The 24,305-nt window shown below is 64.3% G+C and carries 23 protein-coding genes; 3 read left to right on the top strand and 20 right to left on the bottom strand.

All coding sequences use genetic code 11. The features are described 5' to 3' along the window. The 6 genes from LDZ24_RS06030 to guaB all read right to left on the bottom strand — a co-directional run bounded on the left by LDZ24_RS06030 (position 1) and on the right by guaB (position 6,941). A complete protein-coding gene (locus tag LDZ24_RS06030; protein ID WP_248322118.1) occupies positions 1-1,590 on the bottom strand; it encodes an ABC transporter substrate-binding protein in 1,590 nt (529 codons plus the stop codon). Positions 1,591-1,606: 16 nt separating this feature from the next. Continuing rightward, the gene (ddpX, locus tag LDZ24_RS06025) at positions 1,607-2,170 is read right to left on the bottom strand and encodes a D-alanyl-D-alanine dipeptidase (protein ID WP_175940159.1); all 564 of its coding nucleotides are present in this window, start codon (positions 2,168-2,170) and stop codon (positions 1,607-1,609) included. An 84-nt stretch (positions 2,171-2,254) separates the two neighbouring features. Further along, on the bottom strand, positions 2,255-2,815 hold the full coding sequence (thpR, locus tag LDZ24_RS06020; protein WP_248322117.1) for an RNA 2',3'-cyclic phosphodiesterase: 561 nt from the start codon (positions 2,813-2,815) through the stop codon (positions 2,255-2,257). Between the two features lie 35 nt (positions 2,816-2,850). Then, a complete protein-coding gene (guaA, locus tag LDZ24_RS06015; protein WP_248322116.1) occupies positions 2,851-4,434 on the bottom strand; it encodes a glutamine-hydrolyzing GMP synthase in 1,584 nt (527 codons plus the stop codon). 160 nt (positions 4,435-4,594) lie between these two features. After that, positions 4,595-5,425 carry a hypothetical protein gene (locus tag LDZ24_RS06010; protein WP_248322115.1) on the bottom strand — a complete coding sequence of 277 codons (831 nt, stop codon included), beginning with the start codon at positions 5,423-5,425 and terminating at the stop codon, positions 4,595-4,597. A 55-nt stretch (positions 5,426-5,480) separates the two neighbouring features. Next, entirely contained in the window at positions 5,481-6,941 is a 1,461-nt protein-coding gene (gene guaB / locus LDZ24_RS06005; protein WP_175940153.1) for an IMP dehydrogenase, read from the bottom strand. A 195-nt stretch (positions 6,942-7,136) separates the two neighbouring features. On the opposite strand from guaB, the gene LDZ24_RS06000 reads away from it, so the two are divergent. After that, positions 7,137-8,111: a DMT family transporter gene (locus LDZ24_RS06000; protein WP_248322114.1), complete on the top strand. Its 975-nt coding sequence runs from the start codon at positions 7,137-7,139 to the stop codon at positions 8,109-8,111. A 12-nt stretch (positions 8,112-8,123) separates the two neighbouring features. Here the strand turns inward: LDZ24_RS06000 and LDZ24_RS05995 are convergent, their stop codons facing one another. Both LDZ24_RS05995 and LDZ24_RS05990 read right to left on the bottom strand, forming a co-directional pair. Next, positions 8,124-8,453, bottom strand: coding sequence for an RnfH family protein (locus LDZ24_RS05995; protein WP_248322113.1), 330 nt, complete (start codon positions 8,451-8,453; stop codon positions 8,124-8,126). Continuing rightward, positions 8,450-8,887: a type II toxin-antitoxin system RatA family toxin gene (locus LDZ24_RS05990; RefSeq protein ID WP_175940150.1), complete on the bottom strand. Its 438-nt coding sequence runs from the start codon at positions 8,885-8,887 to the stop codon at positions 8,450-8,452. Before LDZ24_RS05990 ends, LDZ24_RS05995 begins: the two co-directional genes overlap by 4 nt. 131 nt (positions 8,888-9,018) lie before the next feature. On the opposite strand from LDZ24_RS05990, the gene smpB reads away from it, so the two are divergent. After that, entirely contained in the window at positions 9,019-9,468 is a 450-nt protein-coding gene (gene smpB / locus LDZ24_RS05985; protein ID WP_175940149.1) for an SsrA-binding protein SmpB, read from the top strand. 50 nt (positions 9,469-9,518) lie between these two features. Here the strand turns inward: smpB and LDZ24_RS05980 are convergent, their stop codons facing one another. The 3 genes from LDZ24_RS05980 to ppsA form a co-directional block, all read right to left on the bottom strand. Further along, a complete protein-coding gene (locus LDZ24_RS05980) occupies positions 9,519-10,445 on the bottom strand; it encodes an SPFH domain-containing protein (RefSeq protein WP_248322112.1) in 927 nt (308 codons plus the stop codon). 40 nt (positions 10,446-10,485) lie between these two features. Beyond that, entirely contained in the window at positions 10,486-10,914 is a 429-nt protein-coding gene (locus LDZ24_RS05975) for an NfeD family protein (RefSeq protein WP_248322111.1), read from the bottom strand. 93 nt (positions 10,915-11,007) lie between these two features. Then, entirely contained in the window at positions 11,008-13,425 is a 2,418-nt protein-coding gene (gene ppsA, locus LDZ24_RS05970) for a phosphoenolpyruvate synthase (protein WP_248322110.1), read from the bottom strand. Between the two features lie 440 nt (positions 13,426-13,865). On the opposite strand from ppsA, the gene LDZ24_RS05965 reads away from it, so the two are divergent. Beyond that, entirely contained in the window at positions 13,866-14,684 is an 819-nt protein-coding gene (locus LDZ24_RS05965) for a pyruvate, water dikinase regulatory protein (protein WP_248322109.1), read from the top strand. A 12-nt stretch (positions 14,685-14,696) separates the two neighbouring features. Here LDZ24_RS05965 and LDZ24_RS05960 read toward each other — a convergent pair whose 3' ends face one another. The 9 genes from LDZ24_RS05960 to rseP all read right to left on the bottom strand — a co-directional run bounded on the left by LDZ24_RS05960 (position 14,697) and on the right by rseP (position 24,303). Beyond that, positions 14,697-15,473: an RNA methyltransferase gene (locus LDZ24_RS05960; RefSeq protein ID WP_248322108.1), complete on the bottom strand. Its 777-nt coding sequence runs from the start codon at positions 15,471-15,473 to the stop codon at positions 14,697-14,699. 24 nt (positions 15,474-15,497) lie between these two features. After that, a complete protein-coding gene (gene rnhB, locus LDZ24_RS05955) occupies positions 15,498-16,202 on the bottom strand; it encodes a ribonuclease HII (protein ID WP_248322107.1) in 705 nt (234 codons plus the stop codon). Continuing rightward, positions 16,199-17,365: a lipid-A-disaccharide synthase gene (lpxB, locus tag LDZ24_RS05950; RefSeq protein WP_248322106.1), complete on the bottom strand. Its 1,167-nt coding sequence runs from the start codon at positions 17,363-17,365 to the stop codon at positions 16,199-16,201. The genes rnhB and lpxB overlap by 4 nt, the downstream gene beginning before the upstream one ends. A gap of 12 nt (positions 17,366-17,377) precedes the next feature. Then, positions 17,378-18,166: an acyl-ACP--UDP-N-acetylglucosamine O-acyltransferase gene (gene lpxA / locus LDZ24_RS05945; RefSeq protein WP_248322105.1), complete on the bottom strand. Its 789-nt coding sequence runs from the start codon at positions 18,164-18,166 to the stop codon at positions 17,378-17,380. A 45-nt stretch (positions 18,167-18,211) separates the two neighbouring features. Next, positions 18,212-18,676, bottom strand: coding sequence for a 3-hydroxyacyl-ACP dehydratase FabZ (gene fabZ, locus LDZ24_RS05940; protein ID WP_175940140.1), 465 nt, complete (start codon positions 18,674-18,676; stop codon positions 18,212-18,214). Between the two features lie 119 nt (positions 18,677-18,795). Then, complete coding sequence (gene lpxD, locus LDZ24_RS05935) at positions 18,796-19,887, bottom strand: UDP-3-O-(3-hydroxymyristoyl)glucosamine N-acyltransferase (RefSeq protein ID WP_248322282.1); 1,092 nt, start codon at positions 19,885-19,887, stop codon at positions 18,796-18,798. A gap of 30 nt (positions 19,888-19,917) precedes the next feature. Then, the gene (locus LDZ24_RS05930; protein WP_175940139.1) at positions 19,918-20,457 is read right to left on the bottom strand and encodes an OmpH family outer membrane protein; all 540 of its coding nucleotides are present in this window, start codon (positions 20,455-20,457) and stop codon (positions 19,918-19,920) included. A gap of 73 nt (positions 20,458-20,530) precedes the next feature. Beyond that, a complete protein-coding gene (gene bamA, locus LDZ24_RS05925) occupies positions 20,531-22,843 on the bottom strand; it encodes an outer membrane protein assembly factor BamA (RefSeq protein WP_248322104.1) in 2,313 nt (770 codons plus the stop codon). A gap of 77 nt (positions 22,844-22,920) precedes the next feature. After that, positions 22,921-24,303, bottom strand: coding sequence for an RIP metalloprotease RseP (rseP, locus tag LDZ24_RS05920; RefSeq protein ID WP_248322103.1), 1,383 nt, complete (start codon positions 24,301-24,303; stop codon positions 22,921-22,923). Between the last annotated feature and the right edge of the window lie 2 nt (positions 24,304-24,305).

The raw sequence follows: 24,305 nt of genomic DNA, 5'->3' as shown, positions 1-24,305 counted from the left end.
TCACTGCTTCTTCAGGTTGCGATACGACACGAGATCGTTGATCGGCCCGACTTCGAGACCGGTCACGCCCGGACGCGCCGCCACTTGCGACACCTTCTGGAACATGATGACGAACGGCGACTTCGCGAGCATTTCCCGCTGCATTTTCTCGTACATCTGCGCGCGCTTGGTGGTCGAGCTTTCCGCGAGCGCCGCGTTGGTTTCCTTCGTCAGATCGGGAATATTCCACGCATTGCGCCACGCGAGCATCTTGAAGCTGGACGCATCCGAGTTGTCCGGATTCCACACGAAGCCCTGCGCGTTGCTGTGCGGATCGATATAGTCCGCCGACCATTCGCCGATATAGATGTCATGCGCGCGCGCCCGATAGCGGCCGAGCGTCTGCTTGTTGTCGCTCGGAATGAGCTGCACCTTGATGTTCGCGAGCGCCAGATTCGCCTGCACCGCCTGCGCGATCTCGCTGTACGGATAGTCGTTGCGCACGTCCATCTTCACGGTGAAGCCGTCCGCGAGCCCGGCTTTGGCGAGCAGCGCCTTCGCCTTCGCGACGTCCTGGTGATACGGGTTCTCGTTGAGCGCGCCGAGGAAGCCTTCGGGCAGAAACGTTTCGTGAACCTTGTACGTCGTGCGGATCACGTTCTTCTGGATGCCCTGATAGTCGATCAGCCACTTCATCGCTTCCCAGACTTCCGGCTTCGCCAGGTACTGATTCTTGTTGTTCAGGCCGAGATACATGAGCGTCGCCTGCGGCACGGCCGTCGCCTTGATGACGCCGTTCTTCGAGAGCGTGTCGAGGTCGTCGGGGCTCAAATCGCGCGCCACGTCGATATCGCCGTTCTGGATCATCAGGCGCTGGCTCGCCGCCTCGGTCACATGGCGCAGCACGATGCGCTTCATCGCGAGCGGCAGGCGATAGCCGTCGAAACGTTGCAGCACGATGCTGTCGTTCGCCGTCCACTTCACGAGCTTGTACGCGCCCGAGCCGGCCTCGTTGGTCTTGAGCCAGTCGTTGCCGTAGTCGTTACCTTTGGCATGCGATTCGAGCAGCTTGCGATCCACCACCGACGCCGGCCACGCGCCCAGCACGTTGAGCACGAAGGTCGGCGCATAGCGTTGATCGGTCGTCACGGACACCGTGCTGTCGTCGATCTTCTTCACGTTCGTGAGCGCGTTGGCCTTGGTGATGCCGATGCCCGCGAGCACCGCCGCCGCGCCCTTGTCGAGCAACGCGGTGCGCTGGATGGACCACGCGACGTCATCGGCCGTGAGCGGATTGCCGGAATGGAACTTGAGCCCCGAACGGATCTTGAACGTGAACGTGAGCCCGTCCGGGCTGACCGTCCACGATTGCGCGACATCGCCGTTGAACTTCGAGGGGTCTTTCAGATCGACGCGAACCAGTCGGTCGTACGTGTTCGCGACGTATTCCTCCGGCACGAGCTCGTAGACTTCGCCCGGATCGAGCGTGGTGAATTCGTCGAGCAGCGTCGCCATGACGAACATGTCTTTCGGCGTCGCCGCGTGCGCTGCGCAGGCGACGCTCAACGCCAGCGTCATCGCGACAAGGGCCTTTCGTGCGCTCAGTCTCATGGTCGTCTATCCCCGTTCACATCAGCCGCAAGGGGCCGCTTTCTTCGTTGTCGATGAGCGCGAGTTCGCGCGATCCGGGTAACTCGTAATGCCACCATTCGCTCGGAATATGCGCGAAGCCCGCGCCGTGCATCACGCCGAGCAAGAGCGTGCGATTGCGCTGCACGTGAGCCGGCAGACCCGCGTGAAAGTGGCCGGACTCCGGCACCATCGCGTCGAAGCCGGTGCCCATGTCGAACTCGATGCCGTCGCTATCGACGAGCGTCAGGTCCACCGCCGTCCCACGGCTGTGATTCGAGCCGCGGCCGAGATCGGCGATGAAGGTGGGATCGGGCAGGAAGTTCCACAGCACTTCCTGCGCTTGCGGCGGGCGGTAGGCGTCGAAGATCTTCAGCGTCGCGCCGAAGCTCTGCGCGATCGTCACCGCTTGGCGCAATGCCGCTTCGGCGGGTTCGAGCAGCAGGCAGTGCTGCGTCTTGTAGATGGGCTTGCCGGTGAGATTGCGATCGGTCGCGTAGACGAGGTCGATCTGGACGTGATGCGTTTCGGGCGTGACGGGCAGCAGACGGGATCGAGTCATGTAGGCGGAATCCTTGGGTCGAACCCTTGAACCTTAACCCGGACGAAAAATCCGCGAAACAGTTTATTCCGAATGTGCGGTGTCTTATGCGTCGAGCGGCCAGCGTTCGATGACCTGATGCTCCGAGCGTCCGAGCAGACTGCGCACGAGCGCGAACTCGCGGACGGTCCATGTGATCGGCTCGACGGCTTGCCGCGCGACGCGGTGCTCGTCGTAAAGCAACGTCACGTGCGGGATGAAGCGCGGATGCGATTTGACGAAGATGCCGACCGATTGCAGCGACTTGTCGAGTCGATCGACGAAAGCGGAGAACGCGTCGCCCGGCTCGCCGGCTATGACGAGCGGCCGCCTGGGACGGCGCGTGGCGAAGGTCTCGACGCGGTCGAGCGTCACGTCGAATGACGGCATGCGAACCGATGAGGCCGCCGCGTGGGCCGCGGCCAGCGTGTCGGCCGGCACGCCCGCGAAGGCGCCGAGGTAATGCAGGGTGATGTGAAGGCGGTCGGTTGGAATTGGCCGCGCTTTCAGCGCATGCGCGGCGCGAAGACGGGCCGCATGGTCCCCGATGCGCGCGGCTGCGGCGGCATCGGGGTAGACCGCGAAGAAGCGGGAGTCGGTGGGGCGGTTAGCGGGAGGAGTGTCCAAGTGACCGGCTCCGTTTCAGCGCTGCGCGACCGTCCTCACTCCCACTCGATCGTCGCAGGCGGCTTGCCCGAGATGTCATACACCACCCGATTGATCCCGCGCACTTCGTTGATGATGCGGTTGCTCACATGCCCGAGCAATTCATGCGGGAGATGCGCCCAGTGCGCGGTCATGAAGTCCATCGTCTGCACGGCGCGCAGCGCGACGACGTAATCGTAGGTCCGGCCATCGCCCATCACGCCGACGCTCTTCACCGGCAGAAACACCGCGAACGCCTGACTCGTCAGCTCGTACCACGACTTGCCGGTTTCCTTGTCGATGGTATTGCGCAACGTCTCGATGAAAATGGCGTCCGCGCGGCGCAGCAGATCGGCGAACTCGCGCTTCACTTCGCCGAGAATCCGCACGCCGAGGCCGGGACCGGGGAACGGATGGCGATACACCATCGCGGGCGGCAGGCCCAGCTTCACGCCGAGTTCGCGCACTTCATCCTTGAAAAGCTCGCGCAGCGGTTCGAGCAGCTTCAGCTTCAGCGTCTCGGGCAGCCCGCCCACGTTGTGGTGACTCTTGATCGTATGCGCGCCCTTCTTGCCCTTGCCCGCCGATTCGATCACGTCCGGATAAATGGTGCCCTGCGCGAGCCATTTCGCGTCGGTGAGCTTGTGCGATTCGGCGTCGAACACTTCGATGAACTCCGCGCCGATGATCTTGCGCTTCGCCTCCGGATCGGTCACGCCGGCGAGCTTCTCGAGGAACGCTTCGCTTGCATCGACATGAATGACCTTCACGCCGAGATGATCCGCGAACGTCGACATGACCTGCTCGGCTTCGTTTTCGCGCAAGAGGCCGTGATCGACGAACACGCACGTCAGCTGATTGCCGATCGCGCGATGCAGAAGCGCCGCGGCCACCGACGAATCCACGCCGCCGGACAAGCCGAGAATGACGTGCTCGTCGCCGACCTGCGCGCGAATCTTCGCGACGGCTTCGTCGATGTAATGGCCCATCTCCCAATCCGCCTTCGCGCCGCACAGTTCGAGCACGAAGCGGTCGAGCATCGCGCGGCCCTGCACCGTGTGCGTGACTTCCGGGTGCCACTGCACGCCGTAGAAGCGGCGGTCGTCGTCGGCCATCGCGGCGATCGGGCACGCGGGCGTCGAGGCCATCAGCTTGAAGCCGGCCGGCATGTCGGCCACCTTGTCGCCGTGGCTCATCCAGACCTTGAGCATCGACTCGCCTTCGGCGGTCTTGAAGTCTTCGATGCCTTCCAGAAAGCCCGTATGGTTCAGCGCCTGCACTTCCGCGTAGCCGAACTCGCGCACCTTGCCGAGCTCGACCTTGCCGCCGAGCTGGTCGGCCATGGTCTGCATGCCGTAGCAGATGCCGAGCACCGGCACGCCGAGATCGAACACGATCTGCGGGGCGCGCGGCGACTTCGCCTCGGTGACCGAATTCGGGCCGCCCGACAGGATGATGCCCTTCGGCGCGAACTCGCGGATGAACGTCTCGTCGACGTCGTACGGATGGATTTCCGAGTAGACGTGCGACTCGCGGATGCGCCGGGCGATCAGCTGGGTGACTTGGGAGCCGAAATCGAGAATCAGGATTTTGTCGTGCATGGCTGCGGCCAAAGGCTAAGTGAACGAATGGTGTGGGCAGCCGTCCCGGTGCTGCCGGGTCCGGCTGCCAATAAATCGACGGCCGGCGCGAAGGCCGACCGTCCTTGTGTTTCCTTGCTGCGCGCGCCGCCGCGCTCGCTTTCGCGCATCTGCGGGCGCCTCAGCGCGGCGTCCCGCTCGCCGGGTCCGGCGCCACGCGGCCTGTCAGCGGGTCCACGCGCCGTCCGGTGGCCGGATCGATGTCGCTGCCGATCACCGGGTCGATGCGCCTGCCGGTGGCCGGGTCGATCTCGCGGCCCGTTTGCGCATCGAGCGTGCGGCCCGTGACCGGATCGACGACGCCTGCTTCCGTGCGCGTGCGCGCAACCGGTGGCGTGGTATCGGCATCGATCGGACGCCCCGCCGAATCGACCGCTCGTCCGGTGACGGGATCGATGGCAGTCGCTTCGGGCGCGCGCGCCGCGGGACGCGTTGCCGTATCCGACGGCGGCACGGCGGTCGTGGCAGGCGGCCGCGCTTCGTCGCGCTTTTGCGCCGCCTTCTTTTCGGCCCGCTCCGCCGATGCCGCGCCCGCCAGTGCCGCGCGTTCCCGCCGCCGCACCGCGCCCGCGAGCCTCACGCTGCCGAGCCCCAGCACCAGCAACACGATGCCGATCAGCGCCGCGCCGACCTGCCCGAAGCCGTCGACCTCAGGCGTGCGCAGTCCGAGCAGCCAGACCAGCACGACGATGCCCGACAGCCATTCGACATGGCCCGACGCCCTCGCGGCTGCGGCGGTCAGCGCACCGTCGATGGCCGCATGCAGCGACAGCCACGCGAAACCGATCAGCGCGATGCCGAGCAGTTGCCCGGCGAACGCCGGTTCCACTCGCATCGCCTCGAGTTGCAGCGCGTCGTAGAGTCCCGCCCACGGCGTCAGCAGGAACAGCACGCCGAACACCAGAAAAATGAGGGCATTGACGACCAGCACGACGCGCAGCAACGGTTTCATGATCGGTCCACGAGGTTATCGGCGCAAAAGCCGGGAGACGGCGCGAGCAAGCCGGTCAGTCGACGTGATAGTTCGGCGCTTCCTTGGTGATCTGCACGTCATGCACGTGCGATTCGCGCATGCCCGCCGCCGTGATCTGCACGAATTCCGCCTTGTCGTGCAGTTCCGCGATGGTGCGGCAGCCGCAATAGCCCATGCTCGCGCGCACGCCGCCGACGACCTGGAACAGGATGGCGTTGACCGAGCCCTTGTAGGCCACGCGGCCTTCGATGCCTTCCGGCACGAGCTTGTCGATGTTCGCCGAGTTGTCCTGGAAATAGCGATCCGCCGCGCCGTCCTTCATCGCGCCGACCGAACCCATGCCGCGGTACGCCTTGTACTGACGGCCCTGGAACAGGAACACGTCGCCCGGCGACTCTTCGGTGCCGGCCAGCATGCTGCCCATCATCACGACGTTCGCGCCTGCCGCGAGCGCCTTCGCGACATCGCCCGAGAAACGCACGCCGCCGTCCGCGATGACCGGGACGCCGCTGCCGCGCAGCGCCTCGGACACGTTCGCGATAGCCGTGATCTGCGGCACGCCCACGCCTGCGACGATACGCGTCGTGCAGATGGAGCCCGGGCCGATGCCGACCTTCACGGCGTCCGCGCCGTACTCGACGAGCGCCTTGGCCGCCGCCGCCGTCGCGATGTTGCCGCCGATCACCTGCACGCGCGGATAGTTCTGCTTGACCCAGCGCACGCGCTCCAGCACGCCCTGGCTATGTCCGTGCGCCGTGTCGACGACGATCACGTCCACGCCCGCCTGCGCCAGCAGATCCACACGCTCTTCGTTGTCCGGGCCCACGCCGACCGCGGCGCCCACGCGCAGCTTGCCGTCTTCGTCCTTGCAGGCGTCCGGGTTTTCGGTCTGCTTCGTGATGTCCTTCACGGTCATCAGGCCGCGCAGTTCGAACGCGTCGTTGACCACGAGCACGCGTTCCAGGCGATGGCTGTGCATCAGCGCCTTCGCTTCGGCGAGCGACGTGCCTTCCTTGACCGTCACGAGACGCTCGCGCGGCGTCATGATGTTGCGCACCGGTTCGTCGAGCCGCTCTTCGAAACGCAGGTCGCGGTTGGTGACGATGCCGATGAGTTGCGTGCCTTCGACTACCGGGAAGCCGGAGATGCCGTGCTGCTGCGTGAGCGCGATGACATCGCGCACGCGCATTTGCGGCGGCACGGTGATCGGGTCGCGCACGACGCCGGACTCGAAGCGCTTGACCTTCGCGACTTCGCGCGCCTGTTCCTTCGCGGTGAGATTCTTGTGAACGATGCCGATGCCGCCCATCTGCGCCATGGCGATGGCGAGCCGGCCTTCGGTGACCGTGTCCATGGCGGCGGACACGAGGGGCATATTCAGGGAGATGTTGCGAGTCAGCTGGGATTTCAGGCTGGTATCGCGCGGAAGAACGCTGGAGAACGCAGGCACGAGGAGCACGTCATCGAACGTGAGTGCTTTCTGGATCAGACGCATGGCAAATCCTATGGGCGCAAAAGCAGATTATACCGATAGTTCCCCGCATTTTCACTGCCCGAACAGCAGGTTACGGCCGATCGCCGCAAAATCCGGGCCGGCGGCGGCGCGCCACGCGGTGCAGGTTTGAACAAGACGCGGGCGGCGCGCCGCGCTACGCTTTCGCGTCATTCGAGTGCAAGTCGGAGTCGGTCAATGCAGCGCGGTGTCGTTTATGGAATGCTGGCGGGAGCCATCTGGGGTTTCATTTTTCTCGCGCCGCGCCTGTTGCCGGACTTTTCGCCGCTCATGCTGAGCATCGGGCGCTACGTGATGTATGGCGTCGTGTCGCTGGCCGCCGCCCTGCCGTTCGCGCGACGGCTCGCCGCGAAGCTCACGCGCGCCGATGTGGTTGCGCTCGTGAAGCTCGCGCTCGTCGGCAATCTGCTCTACTACATGCTGCTCGCGAGCGCGGTGCAACTCGTGGGCGTGGCGCCGTCTTCGCTGATCGTCGGCATTCTGCCGGTGACGGTGACGCTCGCGGGCCGGCGCGATCACGGCGCGGTCGAACTCAAGCGCCTCGCCGCGCCGCTCTTGCTGGTGCTCGCGGGCATCGCCTGCATCAATCTGGACGTGTTCAGCGACGTCTTCACGCATCACGGCGACGCGAGTGCGAGTAGCGTGCTCACGCGCCTTGCCGGGCTCGCGTGCGCGGTCGGCGCGCTGGCGTCGTGGACGTGGTATGCGGTTGTCAACGCGCGCTATCTGCAGGCGAACCGCCACTTCGACGGCAACGAGTGGTCCGTGCTGTGGGGCATCGTGACGGGCGTGCTCGGCGCGGTCCTCGGGGCGGTTGTCTGGATGTTGCCCGCCGGCGTCGCGCAGGCGAGCGTGCCGGCCGCGCGCTGGCATCTGTTCTGGATCGTGTGCTTCGCGCTGGCGACGGGCGGTTCCTGGCTCGGCAACATGCTGTGGAACGCGGCGGCGAAACGCCTGCCGCTCACGCTTTCCGGGCAGATGATCGCGTTCGAAACGCTCTTCGCCCTGCTCTATGCCTTCGTCTACGACGCCCGCTGGCCGCGCGCCCCGGAAATGCTGGCTATCGTGCTGCTGCTGGCGGGCGTGAGCTGGTCGGTGCGGCAACATACCGTCGAGCCGGCGGCGGCATCGAAGGAAGCGCCCGCGCATTGATGCGATCCGGGATCAGCGCGAATCCTTCGACTGCCACTTGCGCCCTTCGATGGACCCCGCCTTGCGCGCCTTGTCCACGCGGCGCTGGCGTGCGGTCTTCGGATCGACCTTCAGCGGCCGATAAATCTCCACGCGGTCGAGATCGGCGAGCGCGGCATCGAGCGCTTGCAGCTTGCCGAACACGCCGACCTTCTGCGTCGTCAAATCGATCTCCGGATGCGCTCGGAGCACGCCACTCGCCTCGATGGCTTCGCGCACGGTCGCGCCGTCGCGCAGATCGACGCGCGTGAGAAAGCTCTTGCCGTCCGGCAGGCCGTAGCAGACATCGATATGCAGATTCATTTCTTGCCGTACCGCTGATCCGCGCGCTTCACGAACGAATCGACGAACGTGTTCGCGATATGGCTAAACACCGGCCCGATGATCTTCTCGAGAATCAGGTTCGAGAACTCGTAGTGCAGCGCGAATTCGATCTTGCACGCGTCGGCGCGCAGCGGCGTGAAGCGCCAGTAGCCCGTGAACTTCTTGAAAGGGCCGCTCAGGAACTCCATATCGATGTTCGTCGGGCGCTTCTGCACGTTGCGCGTCGCGAAGTGCTGCTTGATGCCCTTGAAGTTGATGTCGATCTTCGCTTCCATGCCGGTCTCGTCCTGGCGGCCGATCTCGACGCCGCCGCACCACGGCAGGAAGTTGGGGTAGTCGGCGACATCGGTGACGAGGTCGAACATTTCTTCCGCCGAATGGCGGATCAACACGGTTTTCTGGACGTCGGCCATAAGGGCGCAGCGGGTGACTGGATCGGGTGGCGGCGCGTGCGGCTTTAAGCGATGAGCTACGTCTGCCCATCGTGCGTCAAGCGGCGCGCTGCTAAAATCGTGATTTTAAACGAGTTGGGCACTTTCCATTCATGAGCATCATTGACAACAGAAAAGCCTTCTTCGATTACTTCATCGAAGAACGCTACGAGGCCGGTCTCGTGCTCGAAGGCTGGGAAGTCAAGGCGCTGCGCGAAGGCCGCGGGCAGATCAAGGAAGGCTATGTCGTGATCAAGAACGGCGAACTGTTCCTGATCGGCACGCACATCAGCCCGTTGCCCGAGGCGTCGAAGTTCGCCAATCTGGACCCGGTGCGCACGCGCAAGCTGCTCTTGCATCGCGAGCAGATCGACAAACTCATCGGTAAGGTGGAGCAACGCGGCCATACGCTCGTGCCGCTCAACTTCCATTACAAGGAAGGCCGCGTGAAGTGCGAAATCGGTCTGGCAAAGGGCAAGAAACTGCACGACAAGCGCGAGACCGAGAAGAAGCGCGACTGGGAACGCGAGCGCGCCCGTTTGATGCGCACCGCCGCACGCTGATCTTCGTCGTTGCATACAACTAGGGGCGCTTCGAAGCGCCCCTTCTTACATCAACTCTTTCGGATGACGCCGCCGCCCTCGCCCTTCACGATGGCAAGCGCCGACGCGATCATCGAACTCATGTCCGACATGTTGCCCGGCACGATCAGCGTGTTGCCGGTCTTCGCAATGTTGGCGAACGCGCCGACATACTGCTCCGCGACCTTGAGGTTCACGGCGTCCATGCCGCCCGCCGACTGAATCGCGGCGCCGATCTTCTCGATGGCCTGCGCGTTCGCCTCGGCCACCGCGAGAATCGCCGATGCCTCGCCCTGCGCCTGATTGATCGCCGCCTGACGCTCGCCCTCGGACTTCTGGATGGCCGCTTCGCGCGCGCCCGAGGCCAGATTGATCTGCTCCTGCTTGCGCCCTTCCGACGCCGCGATCAGCGCGCGCTTCTCGCGCTCGGCGGTGATCTGCGCCTGCATCGCGTGGAGAATCTCCTTCGGCGGCGTCAGGTCCTTGATCTCGTAGCGCAGCACCTTCACGCCCCAGTTGGACGCAGCTTCGTCGAGCGCATTCACGATGCTGTGATTGATGTACTCGCGCTCCTCGAAGGTCTTGTCGAGTTCCAGTTTGCCGATGACCGAGCGCAGCGTGGTCTGCGAAAGCTGCGTGATGGCGAGCACGAAGTTGCTCGAACCATACGACGCCTTCATCGGGTCGGTGACCTGGAAGTACAGCACGCCGTCGACCTGAAGCTGCGTGTTGTCGCGCGTGATGCAGACCTGGCTCGGCACGTCGAGCGGAATTTCCTTGAGCACGTGCTTGTACGCGATGCGATCGACGAACGGCAACACGATGTTCAGCCCCGGCGTGAGCGTGGCGTGATAGCGGCCGAGGCGTTCCAGCACCCACGCGTGCTGTTGCGGAACGATCTTGACCGTGTTGATCACGATCACGATTGCGATGACGAGCAGGACGACGGCGATAGTCATGTGTGACTCCTTCAGTTCTTATGCGGCGAGTGTGCGTGCTCTAGCGTTTGGCGGCGACGACGAGCCGGCTTCCGTCGAGCGCGGTGATGCGATACCAGCGCGCGCTTTCCGATTCGCCCGGCGCCAGCTCGACGTCCCACTCCGCGCCGCGATACATCGCGCGGGCCCGGCCGTCGTGCCATTCGGCCACTTCCAGCGTCGCGCCGATGTCGAGGTTGACGGCGGCATCGCGCGAGGCGTCGCGCCGCTTCCAGCTTCCGAAGCGCGACCGGCGCAGCGCTGCGACAGCGACCAACGCGACGAGCGCCGCGACGCCCAGTTGCACGTGCAGCGCAAGCCCGACGGCGAACGCGATGCCGCCCGCGATCATCCCGAGCGCGATCATCAACAGATAGAACGTGCCGGTGAAAAGCTCGGTGACGATCAGCGCGCCGGCTGCAATCCACCAGATGAGTACATGGGTCGCCATGCCAGTCTCCAAACGAAAACACCCCGGAAGGTCCGGGGTGTTTTTTATAGCACGCAGCGCCTTCCCGAAAGCATCCGGAAAGGCGTGACCGACTTATTTTGACAATGTGGTCGCGAGCTTCTGCCACGTGTCGATGATCGTGTCCGGGTTCAGCGACATCGATTCTATGCCCTGCTTCGCCAGCCACTCGGCGAGGTCCGGATGATCCGACGGCCCCTGGCCGCAAATGCCCACGTACTTGTTCAGTCTCAGACACGTCTCGATGGCGCGCTTGAGCATGAACTGCACGGCTTCGTCGCGCTCGTCGAAGTCGGCCGCGAGCAGTTCCATGCCGGAGTCACGGTCGAGACCGAGCGTCAACTGCGTCAGGTCGTTCGAGCCGATCGAGAAACCGTCGAAGTATTCGAGGAACTGTTCGGCGAGAATCGCGTTGCTCGGCACTTCGCACATCATCACGAGCTTGAGACCGTTCACGCCGCGCTTCAGGCCGAACTTCTCGAGCAGCCCGACCACGCGCTCCGCCTGCTTCAGCGTGCGCACGAACGGCACCATGATCTCGACGTTGTCCAGACCCATTTCCTCGCGCACCTTCTTCAGCGCGATGCATTCCATGTGGAACGCCTCGGCGAAGTCTTCCGCGATATAGCGCGACGCGCCGCGGAAACCGAGCATCGGGTTCTCTTCGTCCGGCTCGTAGCGCGAACCGCCGATCAGCTTCTTGTACTCGTTCGACTTGAAGTCCGACAGACGCACGATGACGGGCTTCGGATAGAACGCCGCAGCAATCGTGGCGATGCCTTCGGTCAGCTTGTCGACGTAGAACGCACGCGGCGACGCGTGGCCACGCGCGACGCTTTCGACCGCTTTCTTGAGATCCGCGTCGACGTTCGGGTACTCCAGAATCGCCTTCGGGTGCACGCCGATGTTGTTGTTGATGATGAACTCGAGCCGCGCGAGGCCGACGCCCGCATTCGGCAACTGCGCGAAGTCGAACGCGAGCTGCGGATTGCCGACGTTCATCATGATCTTGACCGGAATCTTCGGCAGTTCGCCGCGCTGGACTTCGGTCACTTCGGTTTCGAGCAGGCCGTCGTAGATCTTGCCTTCGTCGCCTTCCGCGCACGACACGGTGACGAGCGCGCCGTCCTTCAGCACGTCCGTCGCGTCGCCGCAGCCGACCACCGCCGGCACGCCCAGTTCACGCGCGATGATCGCCGCGTGGCAGGTGCGCCCGCCGCGATTCGTGACGATGGCGGATGCGCGCTTCATCACCGGCTCCCAGTTCGGATCGGTCATGTCGGCGACGAGCACGTCGCCCGGCTGCACGCGTTCCATTTCCGACGGATCGTAGATCACGCGCACGGGACCCGCGCCGATCTTCTGGCCGATCGCGCGGCCCGTGGCGAGCACGTTCGACTGGCCCTTCAGCTTGAAGCGCATCTCGGCCTTGCCCGCCGCCTGGCTCTTCACCGTTTCAGGACGCGCCTGAAGGATGAACAGCTTGCCGTCGCGGCCGTCCTTGCCCCACTCGATGTCCATCGGACGCTGATAGTGCTTCTCGATGATGACCGCGTACTTCGCGAGCTCGATCACGTCTTCGTCCGAGATCGAAAAGCGGTTGCGCTGCTCGTGCGGCACGTCGACGGTCTTCACGCGGCCCGGTTCGCCCGGCTGCGTGAACTCCATCTTGATGAGCTTCGAGCCGATGGAACGACGGATGATCGGATACTTGTTCTGCGCGAGCGTGGTCTTGAAGACGTGGAATTCGTCCGGATTCACCGCGCCCTGCACCACGGTTTCGCCGAGGCCGTAGCTCGACGTGATGAAGACCGTGTCCTTGAAGCCGGACTCGGTGTCGATGGTGAACATCACGCCCGCGGCGCCGACGTCCGAGCGCACCATGCGCTGCACGCCGGCCGACAGCGCGACTTCCGCGTGCGTGAAGCCCTTGTGGACGCGATACGAGATGGCGCGGTCGTTGTACAGCGACGCGAACACGTGCTTCATGCGATCGAGCACGTCTTCGATGCCGACCACGTTCAGATAGCTTTCCTGCTGCCCCGCGAACGATGCGTCGGGCAGGTCTTCGGCCGTGGCGGACGAGCGCACGGCGAACGACAGCTCTTCGGGCGAGCTCTTTTGCAGGACTTCGAATTGACGGCGGATTTCGTCTTCGAGACGCGGCTGCAGCGGCGCGTCGACGATCCACTGACGGATTTCCTTGCCGGCTTCGGCAAGCGCCTTCACGTCGTCGACGTCGAGCGTCTCGAGACGTTTGGCGATGCGCTCCGTCAGTTCGTTGTGGTGGAGGAAGTCGCGGAATGCGAGCGCGGTCGTGGCGAAGCCCGTCGGCACGCTGACGCCGGCTTCGGAAAGCTGGCTGATCATTTCGCCGAGCGACGCATTCTTGCCACCGACGATTTCCACGTCGGTCATTCGCAACTGCTCGAATGGAACTACATACGCTTGATCCTTTGCGACATCGTTCGCAACATTGACTGCGTTGGTCATACAAGCCCCTAAGGTGGATGGAATTCACGATCGCACGAGTGGGCTCGCATGCGGCGGCGCTCATTGGAAGCGCCGGCGCATCTCGTACAACCTGTTTGATAAGCCTTCGCGGCAGTGAGGGACCTCACTCCGGTTTGCCGAAAATCGCGCAGTCCTGCGGTGAAAACGCACGAACTACCCGTCAATTGAGGAAGAACAGGCTCAATCTCGACGCAATTGCTTATCGAACAGGTTGCCGCTATTCTACCGTGCCGATTCTCGCATTTGTCCGGGCACGGACAGTAAATCCACGGCAAAATCGAGGTCTTTCACGCCTCTTGGTGCGCCTGCGCACACGTTTGGGCCGCTCAATGTAACACACGCTCAGGCGAGGCCGCCTGACCGCGCACGCTCCGGTTGGAGCGTGCTGTTTTCAACTCGTTCCCACTGGTTCACCGCTGATGCCGCCTTCCGTATTCATCGTTTCCGACGGTACCGGGATCACCGCCGAAACGTTCGCGCATTCGATCCTCGCCCAGTTCGACCAGAAATTCCGGCTCGTGCGCGTGCCGTTCGTCGATTCCATCGACAAGGCGCATGCCACCGTCGAGAAGATCAACGAAGCCGTGTCGCTCGACGGACGCCGCCCGATCGTGTTCACCACGCTCGTGGACAGCGCATCGAACGAGATCGTCAAGCGCTGCAACGCGCTCGTGCTCGACATGTTCCAGACGTTCATCGAGCCGCTCGAACACGAACTGGAAATCAAGTCGACGCACGCGATGGGCCGCGTCCACCAGAATGCCGACACCGAGGAGTACAAGAACCGCATCGAGGCGATCAACTTCTCGCTCGCGCACGACGACGGCCAGTCCAACCGCAATCTGACCGAAGCGGACGTGATTCTGGTCGGCGTGTCGCGCAGCGGCAAGACGCCGACGAGCCTCTACCTCGCGATGCAGTACGGCGTGAAGGCGGCGAACTATCCGCTGATTCCGGAAGACTTCGAGCGCGGCAAGCTGCCGACGCCGCTTTTGGATCACCGCGACAAGATGTTCGGCCTGTCTATCGACCCGCAGCGCCTCGCGGAGATTCGCAACGAGCGCCGGCCCGGCAGCAAGTACGCCGCGCTGGAAAATTGCCGCTACGAGATCAACGAAGCCGAGAGCATGATGAAGCGCGAAGGCATCAAGTGGCTGTCCTCGACGCATAAGTCGATCGAGGAAATCGCCACGACGATCCTTCAGGAAATCAAGCCCGAGCGGCCTTCGTACTATTGATTGAAGTTTGACTTAGCGCTGCTGGCGGCACTGTTCGAAGAGACAGATGGCCGCCGCGGCCGCGACATTGAGCGATTCCATGCCGCCCGGCTGCGGAATGGTCACGCGATGCGTCACGGCATCGCGCCAAACCTGCGACACGCCCGCGCCCTCGTTGCCGAAGACCCACGCGACGGGCGACGACAGATCGCAATCGTAAATGGGGACGGCGCCGTGCGAATCCGTGATCGTGACCGGCACGTCGAGCCGCGCGATGAGCCCGGCGGGATCGACGTCCTCGAAGATATCCAGCAGAAAATGCGCGCCCATGCCCGAGCGCAGCACCTTCGACGACCACGCGTACGCGGTGCCCGGCGCGCAGAACACGCGGCCGACGCCCGCCGCCGCCGCGCTGCGCAGAATCGAGCCGACATTGCCCGCATCCTGAATGCCGTCGAGGATCACGCACGTCTCGCCGACGCGCTCGGGCAGAGCCGCTTCGATCTTCTCGACGAGCAGTAACATCCCCACGCCGTGCACGACGCTCGATAGCTGTCCGAAAAGCGCGTCCGGCAACACGACCACGCGCTTTTCTTCGATGCGCGCGACGATCTCGCGGGCTTCCGCGTGCGTCAATGCGCCTTCGGTGACGACGCACGTCTCCGGCTGGCCCGCAGTGTCCAGATAAGCAGCGGCGAGATGCAGACCTTCGAGCAGCGCGTGGCCGCTGCGGCGCTGCTGTGCGGTCGAGCCGGCGAGCGCCTTCAGGCGCTTGTAGAGCGGGTTGTCCCGCGAAGTGACGGATTTCACGTTGGAATGGAACGGCGAGGCCGCTTAGAACGGATGCGCTTCGGGATCGGCATCCAGCGCGGCGGTGGCCTGAATGACTTCGGGCGCGATGTCGGGCAGCACGGAGCCGAAGCGAAGATGCGCCTCGCGCACCGGCGCGAACGAACGCCGATGATGCGCGCAAGGCCCGTGTTCGCGCAGCGCGGCGAGATGCTGCGGCGTGCCGTAGCCCGCGTGCACGTTGAAGCCGTACATCGGATGCGCCTCGTGCAGTTCGCACAGCAGACGGTCGCGCGTGACCTTCGCGAGAATCGACGCCGCCGAGATTTGCTTGACGAGCGCATCGCCGCCGATCACGGCTTCCGCGCGTATCGACAGCACCGGGCAGCGATTGCCGTCCACTTTCACGAGCGTCGGCGCGACGGACAAGCCTTCGACCGCGCGCTTCATCGCCAGCATCGACGCGTGAAGGATGTTGATGGTGTCGATTTCCTCGACGCTCGCCGACGCGATGCAATACGCGAGCGCGCGATCCACGATCTTCTCGTAGAGGTCCTCGCGCTTCTTTGCGGAAAGCGCCTTCGAATCGTCCAGCCCGTTGATGCGCGGCTTCGCGGGATCGAAGATCACGGCGGCCGCCACGACCGGCCCCGCGAGCGGGCCGCGCCCGGCTTCATCGACACCGCAGACGATGTCGAACGGCGAGCTGAAGTCGAGTCCGCGTTGCGCCGACCGGTTCGCAGCCTTCATTGCGCCCTCCGCGTGTCGAGCACTCGCGCCACGGCTTCGGCCGCTCGCTGCGACGTGTTCTGGCGCAGCGCGATGTGCATCTCGGTGAAGATTTCGGTCAGGGTACGGCGGTTCGCGTCGTCGTTCAACTGTTTCAGCGTGGCTTCGGCGAGCGCTTCGGGCGTCGCGAAATGCTGGAGAATTTCCGGCACGACGAAACGGCCCGCGAGAATGTTCGGCAAGCCCACATACGGCAGATAGCCCTGCCGCTTCATGATCTGACCCGTGAGCCAGGGCACCTTGTATGAGATGACCATCGGCTTCTTCAGGAGCGCCGCTTCGAGCGTGACCGTGCCGCTCTTGACGAGGATGGCATCGGCGGCGGTCATCGCGGTTTGCGCGCGGCCGTCCGTGATCGTCAGCGACAGATGCGGATGCGCCTCCACCAACGGTTGCAGCAGTTCGCGCAGCGCCGGATTCGCCGCCGGCATCAGAAAGCGCACGCCCGGCTCGCGAAGCTGCATCAACTCCATGGCGTCGAAAAATGTCGGGCCGATCAGCGAGATCTCGGAACGGCGGCTCCCCGGCAGCACTGCGATGACCGGGCCGCCTTCCGCGATGCCCAGCTCGCGCCGCGCCGCCGCCGTATCCGGTTCGAGCGGAATTTCATCGGCGAGCGGATGGCCCACGTAGCTTGCCGCGACGCCCGATTTCGCCAGCAGCGCCGTTTCGAACGGAAACACGCAGAGCATGTGATCCACGGCTTTCACGATCTTCTTGATGCGCCCGCCGCGCCATGCCCAGATCGACGGACACACGAAATGCACGGTCGGAATGCCGGCTTCGCGCAACGGCTGTTCGAGCCCGAAGTTGAAGTCCGGCGCATCCACGCCGATGAACACCGACGGCGGATCCGCCAGCAACTGCCGCTTCAGCTCGTTGCGAATGCCCAGAATCTCGGGAATATGCCGCAGCGCCTCGACGTAGCCGCGCACGGTCAGCTTGTCCATCGGCCAGTGCGCTTCGAAGCCGGCCGCCGTCATGCGCGGGCCGCCGATGCCGCTATAGCGCGTTCCGGCCGGCAGCCGCTCCTGCAAGCCCTTGAGCAGCGAAGCCGCGAGCAGATCGCCGGACGGCTCGCCCGCGACCATCGCGATACGCGGCGCAGTGGTGATAAGCGTCATCGGATGGCGCGATCAGCGGATGATGCCGCGCTGCGACGCCGCGATGAAATCGGTGAACGCCTTGACCGGCGCGTCGCCGTCGCCGCCTGCCGCGCCCAGTTCCTTCAGTTGCGCCTTGGCTTCTTCGAGCGACAGACCGCTCTTGTAGACGATGCGATACGCCTGGCGCAGCGCCGAAATGGCGTCCGGCGTGAAGCCGCGGCGGCGCAGACCCTCGACGTTGATGCCGTGCGGTTCCGCCTTGTTGCCGGCCGCGATGACGAACGGAGGCACGTCCTGCACGAGCGCGGATGCGCCGCCGAGCATCGAATGCGCGCCGATCCGCACGAACTGATGCACGCCCGACATGCCGCCGACGATCGCGTGGTCGCCCACCGTCACGTGCCCGGCCAGTTGCGCATTGCTCGACATGATGACGTGGTTGCCGAGCGTGCAGTCATGACCGACGTGCACGTACGCCATGATCCAGCAATCGTCGCCCATCGACGTCACGCCCCGATCCTGCACGGTGCCGGTATGCAGCGTGGTGAATTCGCGGATGGTGTTGCGGTCGCCGATGACGAGACGCGTCGGCTCGTCGCGGTACTTCATGTCCTGCGGCCGTCCGCCGATGGACGCGTAATGCCCGATGCGGTTCTCGCGTCCGATGGTCGTGTGACCTTCGATCACGCTGTGCGAGCCGATCGTCGTGCCCGCGCCGATGACGACATGCGCGCCGACGACCGCGTATGGTCCGACTTCGACCGAATCGTCCAGTTGCGCGCCTGGCTCGATGATCGCGGTGGGGTGAATGATGGTCATGCGCCTCGCCTCTGTATGCTGTGTTTCTGCCGTTGTCTGCTGCGCTTAAGCGCCGGCGTCCGTGTTCTTCACGGTGCACATGAGTTCCGCCTCGGCGGCCGTCACGCCGTCCACTTCGGCGCGCGCCTTGAACTTCCAGATGCCGCGCATGTACCGCTCGAAGTTGACGTTGAGAATCAGCTGATCGCCCGGCTCCACCACGCGCTTGAAGCGCGCGCCGTCGATGCCGACGAAGTAATAGAGCGTGGTCGTCGGGTCGTGCGGCTCTTCGGCGAACGTGAGCAACGCCGCGGTTTGCGCGAGCGCCTCGAGAATGAGTACGCCGGGCATCACGGGCCGCGTCGGGAAATGACCCTGGAAATACGGCTCGTTGATCGACACGTTCTTCAGCGCCTTGATGCTCTTGTGCGGCTCCAGTTCGAGCACGCGGTCCACGAGCAGGATCGGGTACCGATGCGGCAGCAGCGTGAGGATCTTATGGATGTCGAGGTTGATTTTTTCTGTGCTCATGGTGGTTCTGCTCGCGCGCATCTCCTGCGCGGAAATTGACTGCGGGCGTCGTGCGCCCGCTTGGTGAATCTTACTGTGTTGCCGGTGCTCGCCTGCGCGCTCATCCGGCAGCCTTCTGGTTAAGCTTCGTCGCCCTGCTCGCCTGCCTTCTGCTGGCTCAGCGCCGATTCCAGCGCCTTGATGCGATCGCGCAGCTTGTCCAGATTGCGCACGAGCGCGGCGCTCTTGTTCCAGTCGGCGTGGTTCACGGCCGGGAATGCGCTCGTGTACATGCCGGGCCGCGTGAGCGACTTCGAGACGCCCGACTGCGCGGTGACGATGACGTGATCCGCCAGCGTCACGTGGCCCGCGATGCCCACCGCGCCGCCGATCATGCAATGCCGCCCGATGTTCGTGCTGCCCGCGATGCCCGCGCAGCCCGCGATCACCGTGTAGGCGCCGATGCGGCAGTTATGGCCGATCTGCACGAGATTGTCGATCTTTACGCACTCTTCGATGACCGTATCGGCCATGGCGCCGCGGTCGATGGTCGTGTTCGCGCCGATCTCCACGTCGTCGCCGATATCGACCGCGCCGACCTGCGGAATCTTCACCCAGCTTCCGGTGCGCGCCTCGCCCTCGCCGACGAAATCCGGCGCGAAACCGAAGCCGTCCGCGCCGATCACTGCGCCCGCATGCACGATCACGCGCGCGCCGAGCTTGCAGCCATGATAGACGGTGACATTGGGATACAGATGCACGTCGTCGGCCAGCGTGACGCCCTGACCGACGGACACGCCGGCGTCCAGCCGCACGCGCTCGCCGACGACCGCGCCCGCTTCCACCGTGACGTGCGGGCCGATGACCGCGCTCGCGGCCACTTTCGCGGCCGGGTCGATCCATGCGCTCGGATGCACGCCCGGCACCGCCTTCGGCGACGCCAGATCGATGAACGCCTGCGCGACGCGGGCGAAGTAAGCGTAGGGATTCGGCGTGACGATGAAATTACTGCCTTCGCGCGGCGCGGGCAGTTTGTCGAGATCCGCGCGGGAAATCAGCACGGCGCCGGCGCGCGTCGTCTCGACCTGCGGCAGATACTTGTGATTCGCGAGAAACGCGAGTTGCGCAGGCCCCGCCTTGTCGAGCGGCGCAAGGCCCTCGACGCGATGCGCGCCCTGGCCGACCACCTCGCCGCCAAAGCGCCTGACCAGTTCGTCGAGCGTGATCGCCATGCCTGATGCCATGCCTATGAAAACTCCTCGTCAGTTCGGGCTCGCGCCGCCGTTCTGGCTCGTCGCCGCCAGCGCCTTCAGCACCTGATCCGTGATGTCGATGCGCGGGCTCACGTACACCGCTTCCTGCACGATCAGGTCGTAGTGCTGCTGCTCGGCAATCTGCTTGATGACCTTGTTCGCGCGATCCAGCACCGCCGCCAGTTCCTCGTTGCGGCGCTGGTTCAGGTCTTCGCGGAATTCGCGCTGCTTGCGCTGGAAGTCCGCGTCGAGTTGCGCGAGATCGCGTTGACGCGCGGCGCGGTCGGTGGCCGACATCGAGGCGCCGTTCTTGTCGATGTTGTCCGACATCGACTTGAGCCGCTGCGCCATGTCCTGCAGCGCCTTGTCGCGCTTGGAGAATTCCTGCTCCAGCTTCGACTGCGCGGCCTTCGCCGCCGACGATTCGCGCAGGATACGGTCCGAATTGACCGCTGCGATGCGCGCTTCCTGAGCGTCCGCTTTCGCGACGGCGCCGAGGCCGAAGACCAGAGACAAAGCCAGCGCCAGCGCCGCATGTTTCGAAAGCATACCGGTTCGCAAAGTGTTCCTCACGTCACGTCGATTTGGATGAAGTGTCCGTTCGTTCACGTCGGGCCGTCTCTTAGAAGGCCGTACCGATCTGGAACTGGAACTTCTGGTATTGGTCGCCCGTGTGTTTCTGCAGCGGGAAGCCGAGGCTCAGCTTGAGCGGGCCGATCGGCGAAATCCACGCGAGACCCACGCCGTAGCCGTAACGCAGGCCGTTCGCGCCGCTCGTCGTGCCGCCCTGACCCGGATCGCCCCAGACGTTACCTGCGTCGAGGAACGTGAACACGCGCAGCGTGCGGTCGTAACCCGTTCCCGGCAGCGGGAAGGTCAGCTCGATATTGCCGACCGCCATGCGCGAGCCGCCGATCGGATCGTTCGTGGTGGCGTCGCGCGGGCCCAGCGAGCTCGGCGAGTAGCCGCGCACCGAACCGATACCGCCCGCGTAGTAGTTCTTGAAGATCGGGAACGTCTGGCCGTCGAGACCCTTGCCGTAACCGCCTTGCAGGTTGAAGCCGAGCACGAAGCCGCGAGCGAACGAGTAGTAGTACTGGAACTGCGCGTCGAACTTCGCGTACGTGGTGTTGCCGAGCGGCGTGCCGTATTCCGCGTTCGACTGGATGTAGTAGCCGCGGCTCGGCACGAGCGCGCTGTCGCGATTGTCGCGCGACCAGCCGACCGTGAGCGGGAAATTGTTGACCACGCGGCCGAACTCGGCGACGTAGTTCTTGTACGACTGCGGCGTGGATGCGTCCACGTCCATCGTGTTCTGCTCTGCGCCGACGCCGAAGAACACCGTATCCTGCTCCGAGAACGGAATGCCGAACTTCGTGTCCGCGCCCATCGTCACGATCTTGAAGCTCGAATCCGTCGAGTAGTACAGCGGCTGATACGTGCGGTAGTACGCGTCCGTGATGCGCTTGATGCCGTCGATGGTGAAGTACGGATCGACCTGCGTGACCGTGAGCGTGCGATACGTCTTAGCCGTGTTCACGTTGACGGAAAGGCTCGTGCCCGAGCCGAACACGTTGTCCTGCGACACGCCCGCCGACAGCACCACCTTGTCCGTCGACGAGAAGCCCGCGCCCAGCGTGATCGCGCCGGTCGGCTTTTCGGCCACCTTGACGTCGACATCCACCTGGTCGTTCGTGCCTTCCACCGGCGTCGTGGTGACGTCAACGTCGGTGAAATAGCCGAGACGATTCACGCGGTCCTTCGACAGCGCGAGACGGCTCGAATCGAACCACGAGCTTTCGAGCTGGCGCATTTCGCGGCGCACCACTTCGTCGCGCGTGCGCGTGTTGCCGACGATATTCACCCGGCGCACATAGACGCGGCGGCTCGGATCGACTTGCAGCGTGAGCGCGACCGTGTGATGCGCCTGATCGATTTCCGGCTGCGCATTGACTTGCGCGAACGCGTAGCCGTACTGGCCGAGCTTGTCGACGATCGCCTTGGTCGTCGCCTGCAGCTTCTCCGCCGAGAAGAGCTGGCCCGGCTTGACGGTAATGAGCTTGTTCAGCTCGGCTTCGCGGTCGAGCAGATTGCCGGCGAGCTTGACGCTCGCGACCTTGTACGGCTCGCCCTCATGCACCGCGATGGTCAGGTACATGTCCTTCTTGTCGGGCGAGATCGACACCTGCGTGGAGTCGATGCTGAACTCGAGGTAGCCGTGATTCAGGTAGTACGAACGCACGTTCTCGAGGTCGCCCGTCAGCTTTTCCTTCGCGTACAGGTCGCTCTTCGTATACCACGAGAACCAGTTCGGCGTGGACAGCTGCATTTCGCTCAGCAACGTGCCGCTGCTGACCGCCTTATTGCCGACGAAGTTGATCTGGCGAATCTTCGCGCTCGGGCCTTCGGCCACCGAGAAGAGGATCGACACGCGGTTGCGGTCCACCGGCGTCACCGTGGTGGTCACTTCGGCCGCGTAGTAGCCGCGCGTCAGGTATTGGCGCTTCAGTTCCTGCTCGGCCTTGTCGAGCAGCGACTTGTCGTAAGAACGGCCCTGCGACAGACCGACCGAGCGCAGCGCCTTGGTGATGGTGTCCTTGTCGAACTCGTGGAGACCGCTGAATTCGATGTTCGAAATGGCCGGCCGCTCCTGCACCTGCACGACCACCACGTTGCCTTCGGTTGCGATTTGTACGTCGTTGAAGAAGCCGGTTGCATACAGCGCGCGAATCGCTTCGGAGGCCTTGTCGTCGGTGAACGTGTCGCCTTGCTTGATCGGCAGATAAGCGAATACGGAGCCCGGCTCGATGCGTTGAAGACCTTCGATCCGGATATCCTGCACGACGAACGGCGTGGTGGCGTGTGCCGCCATGCCCGTTGCGGCGAGCGCCGCGGCCACAGCCGACTTAGGAACAAAGCGATGAGGTTTGAACAACGTGCTTCCCCAGTATTTAAAGCTGCATTCGTTCCGGCGGTCGCGTGAGGAGCGCCGCCAGACATTATCAAAGTGGATCAGAAACGGATCAGGCGAGTCAGGTCGTTGAAGAGCGCGATCACCGACAGAGCGACGATGCAGACCAGCCCCGCCCGCTGCAGAACCAGCTGCCAGCGATCGGACACGGCTTTGCCGGTAACGGCTTCAACCAAATAATATAACAGATGCCCACCGTCCAGAACCGGAATCGGTAACAAGTTCAACACACCCAGGCTGATGCTGACGAGCGCCAGGAAAGACACGAACGCGGTCAGACCGAGCCGCGCGCTCTTGCCCGCGTAATCCGCGATGGTGACCGGGCCGGACAGGTTTTTCAGCGACGCCTGCCCGACGATCATGCGGCCGAACATGCGCAGCGAATACACGCTGATGTCCCAGGTCCGATTGACGCCGAGACGCAGGCTTTCGAGCGGACCGTAACGCACGTCGACGGTCGGCAACTGGTTCGCGAGCGCCGCGCCGATGCGACCGATGTCCTTGCCCGTCGCCGCATCGCGCTTCACATCGGGCACGATCTGGACGGAGGCGCGCTTCGCATCGCTGCCCGCGCCGCGCTCGATTTGCAGCGTCACGGGCTTGCCGCCGTGCGCCTTCACGTAGTCGATGAAGCTCGTCGCGTTGTCGACGGGACGGCCGTCGATCGCGCGCAGCCGGTCGCCGGAAACCAGACCGCTCTTCTGCGCCGCGCTGCCCGGCTCGACGCCCGCGACCGTCAGCGTGCCGCCGCCCGGCGTGAAGCCGAGCTTGTCCATGAAATCCTGTTCGGCATCCGCGTCCGTGATGCCCGCGACGTTCACCGGAAAGTCGAACGTGCCGTCGTGCGTCTTCGCCATCAGCACGACGCGCCGGTGATCGAACGACGCGTCGAGCAGCTTCCAGCGCAGGTCGGACCACGAGCGGATCGGCTCGGTCTGGCCGCCTTGGGCATCGCGCATCGACACGATCTTCTCGCCGCCCTCGAAGCCCGCGCGTGCGGCGGCCGTCGCCGGTGCGGGCGTCGACACGATGGCCTGCGGTTCGGTCACGCCGCCCGCGAACACGGCGGAAAAGAGCGCAATGGCCAGCAGGAAGTTGGCGACCGGCCCGGCGGCGACGATCGCGATGCGCTTGATGACCGGCTGCCGGTTGAACGCGCGCGGCAGATCCTCGGACGGGATGCTGTCTTCCGTCTCGCGCTCGTCGAGCATCTTCACGTAGCCGCCGAGCGGCAGCGCCGCGATCGTCCACTCGACGCCGGTCTTCTTGCTGACCCAGCGCACGAGCGGCTTGCCGAAGCCGACCGAGAACCGCAACACCTTGACGCCGCACAGTCGCGCGACGCTGTAGTGACCGAATTCGTGGACGACGACGAGCACGCCAATCGCGACGACGAAGGCGACGATTTCGGTCAGGAAGTTCATGA

It is taken from the genome of Caballeronia sp. Sq4a, assembly GCF_023170545.1.
GTDB lineage: Bacteria > Pseudomonadota > Gammaproteobacteria > Burkholderiales > Burkholderiaceae > Caballeronia.
The sequence above is the reverse complement of the archived record's forward strand: the minus strand, read 5'-3'. Positions and strand labels throughout refer to the sequence as shown.

Bases quoted from the DNA above. Each gene is read 5' to 3' on its own strand.
- guaB (WP_175940153.1), bottom strand. From the start codon at position 6,941: ATGCGTCTGATCCAGAAAGCACTCACGTTCGATGACGTGCTCCTCGTG.
- LDZ24_RS05990 (WP_175940150.1), bottom strand. From the start codon at position 8,887: ATGGCCGACGTCCAGAAAACCGTGTTGATCCGCCATTCGGCGGAAGAA.
- lpxA (WP_248322105.1), bottom strand. From the start codon at position 18,166: ATGACCATCATTCACCCCACCGCGATCATCGAGCCAGGCGCGCAACTG.
- LDZ24_RS05975 (WP_248322111.1), bottom strand. From the start codon at position 10,914: ATGGCGACCCATGTACTCATCTGGTGGATTGCAGCCGGCGCGCTGATC.
- LDZ24_RS05995 (WP_248322113.1), bottom strand. From the start codon at position 8,453: ATGAATCTGCATATCGATGTCTGCTACGGCCTGCCGGACGGCAAGAGC.
- rnhB (WP_248322107.1), bottom strand. From the start codon at position 16,202: ATGAAGGCTGCGAACCGGTCGGCGCAACGCGGACTCGACTTCAGCTCG.
- lpxD (WP_248322282.1), bottom strand. From the start codon at position 19,887: ATGGCGATCACGCTCGACGAACTGGTCAGGCGCTTTGGCGGCGAGGTG.
- LDZ24_RS05980 (WP_248322112.1), bottom strand. From the start codon at position 10,445: ATGACTATCGCCGTCGTCCTGCTCGTCATCGCAATCGTGATCGTGATC.
- LDZ24_RS05930 (WP_175940139.1), bottom strand. From the start codon at position 20,457: ATGCTTTCGAAACATGCGGCGCTGGCGCTGGCTTTGTCTCTGGTCTTC.
- ddpX (WP_175940159.1), bottom strand. From the start codon at position 2,170: ATGACTCGATCCCGTCTGCTGCCCGTCACGCCCGAAACGCATCACGTC.
- LDZ24_RS05965 (WP_248322109.1), top strand. From the start codon at position 13,866: ATGCCGCCTTCCGTATTCATCGTTTCCGACGGTACCGGGATCACCGCC.
- guaA (WP_248322116.1), bottom strand. From the start codon at position 4,434: ATGCACGACAAAATCCTGATTCTCGATTTCGGCTCCCAAGTCACCCAG.
- smpB (WP_175940149.1), top strand. From the start codon at position 9,019: ATGAGCATCATTGACAACAGAAAAGCCTTCTTCGATTACTTCATCGAA.
- rseP (WP_248322103.1), bottom strand. From the start codon at position 24,303: ATGAACTTCCTGACCGAAATCGTCGCCTTCGTCGTCGCGATTGGCGTG.
- LDZ24_RS06000 (WP_248322114.1), top strand. From the start codon at position 7,137: ATGCAGCGCGGTGTCGTTTATGGAATGCTGGCGGGAGCCATCTGGGGT.
- LDZ24_RS06010 (WP_248322115.1), bottom strand. From the start codon at position 5,425: ATGAAACCGTTGCTGCGCGTCGTGCTGGTCGTCAATGCCCTCATTTTT.
- fabZ (WP_175940140.1), bottom strand. From the start codon at position 18,676: ATGAGCACAGAAAAAATCAACCTCGACATCCATAAGATCCTCACGCTG.
- lpxB (WP_248322106.1), bottom strand. From the start codon at position 17,365: ATGACGCTTATCACCACTGCGCCGCGTATCGCGATGGTCGCGGGCGAG.
- ppsA (WP_248322110.1), bottom strand. From the start codon at position 13,425: ATGACCAACGCAGTCAATGTTGCGAACGATGTCGCAAAGGATCAAGCG.
- LDZ24_RS06030 (WP_248322118.1), bottom strand. From the start codon at position 1,590: ATGAGACTGAGCGCACGAAAGGCCCTTGTCGCGATGACGCTGGCGTTG.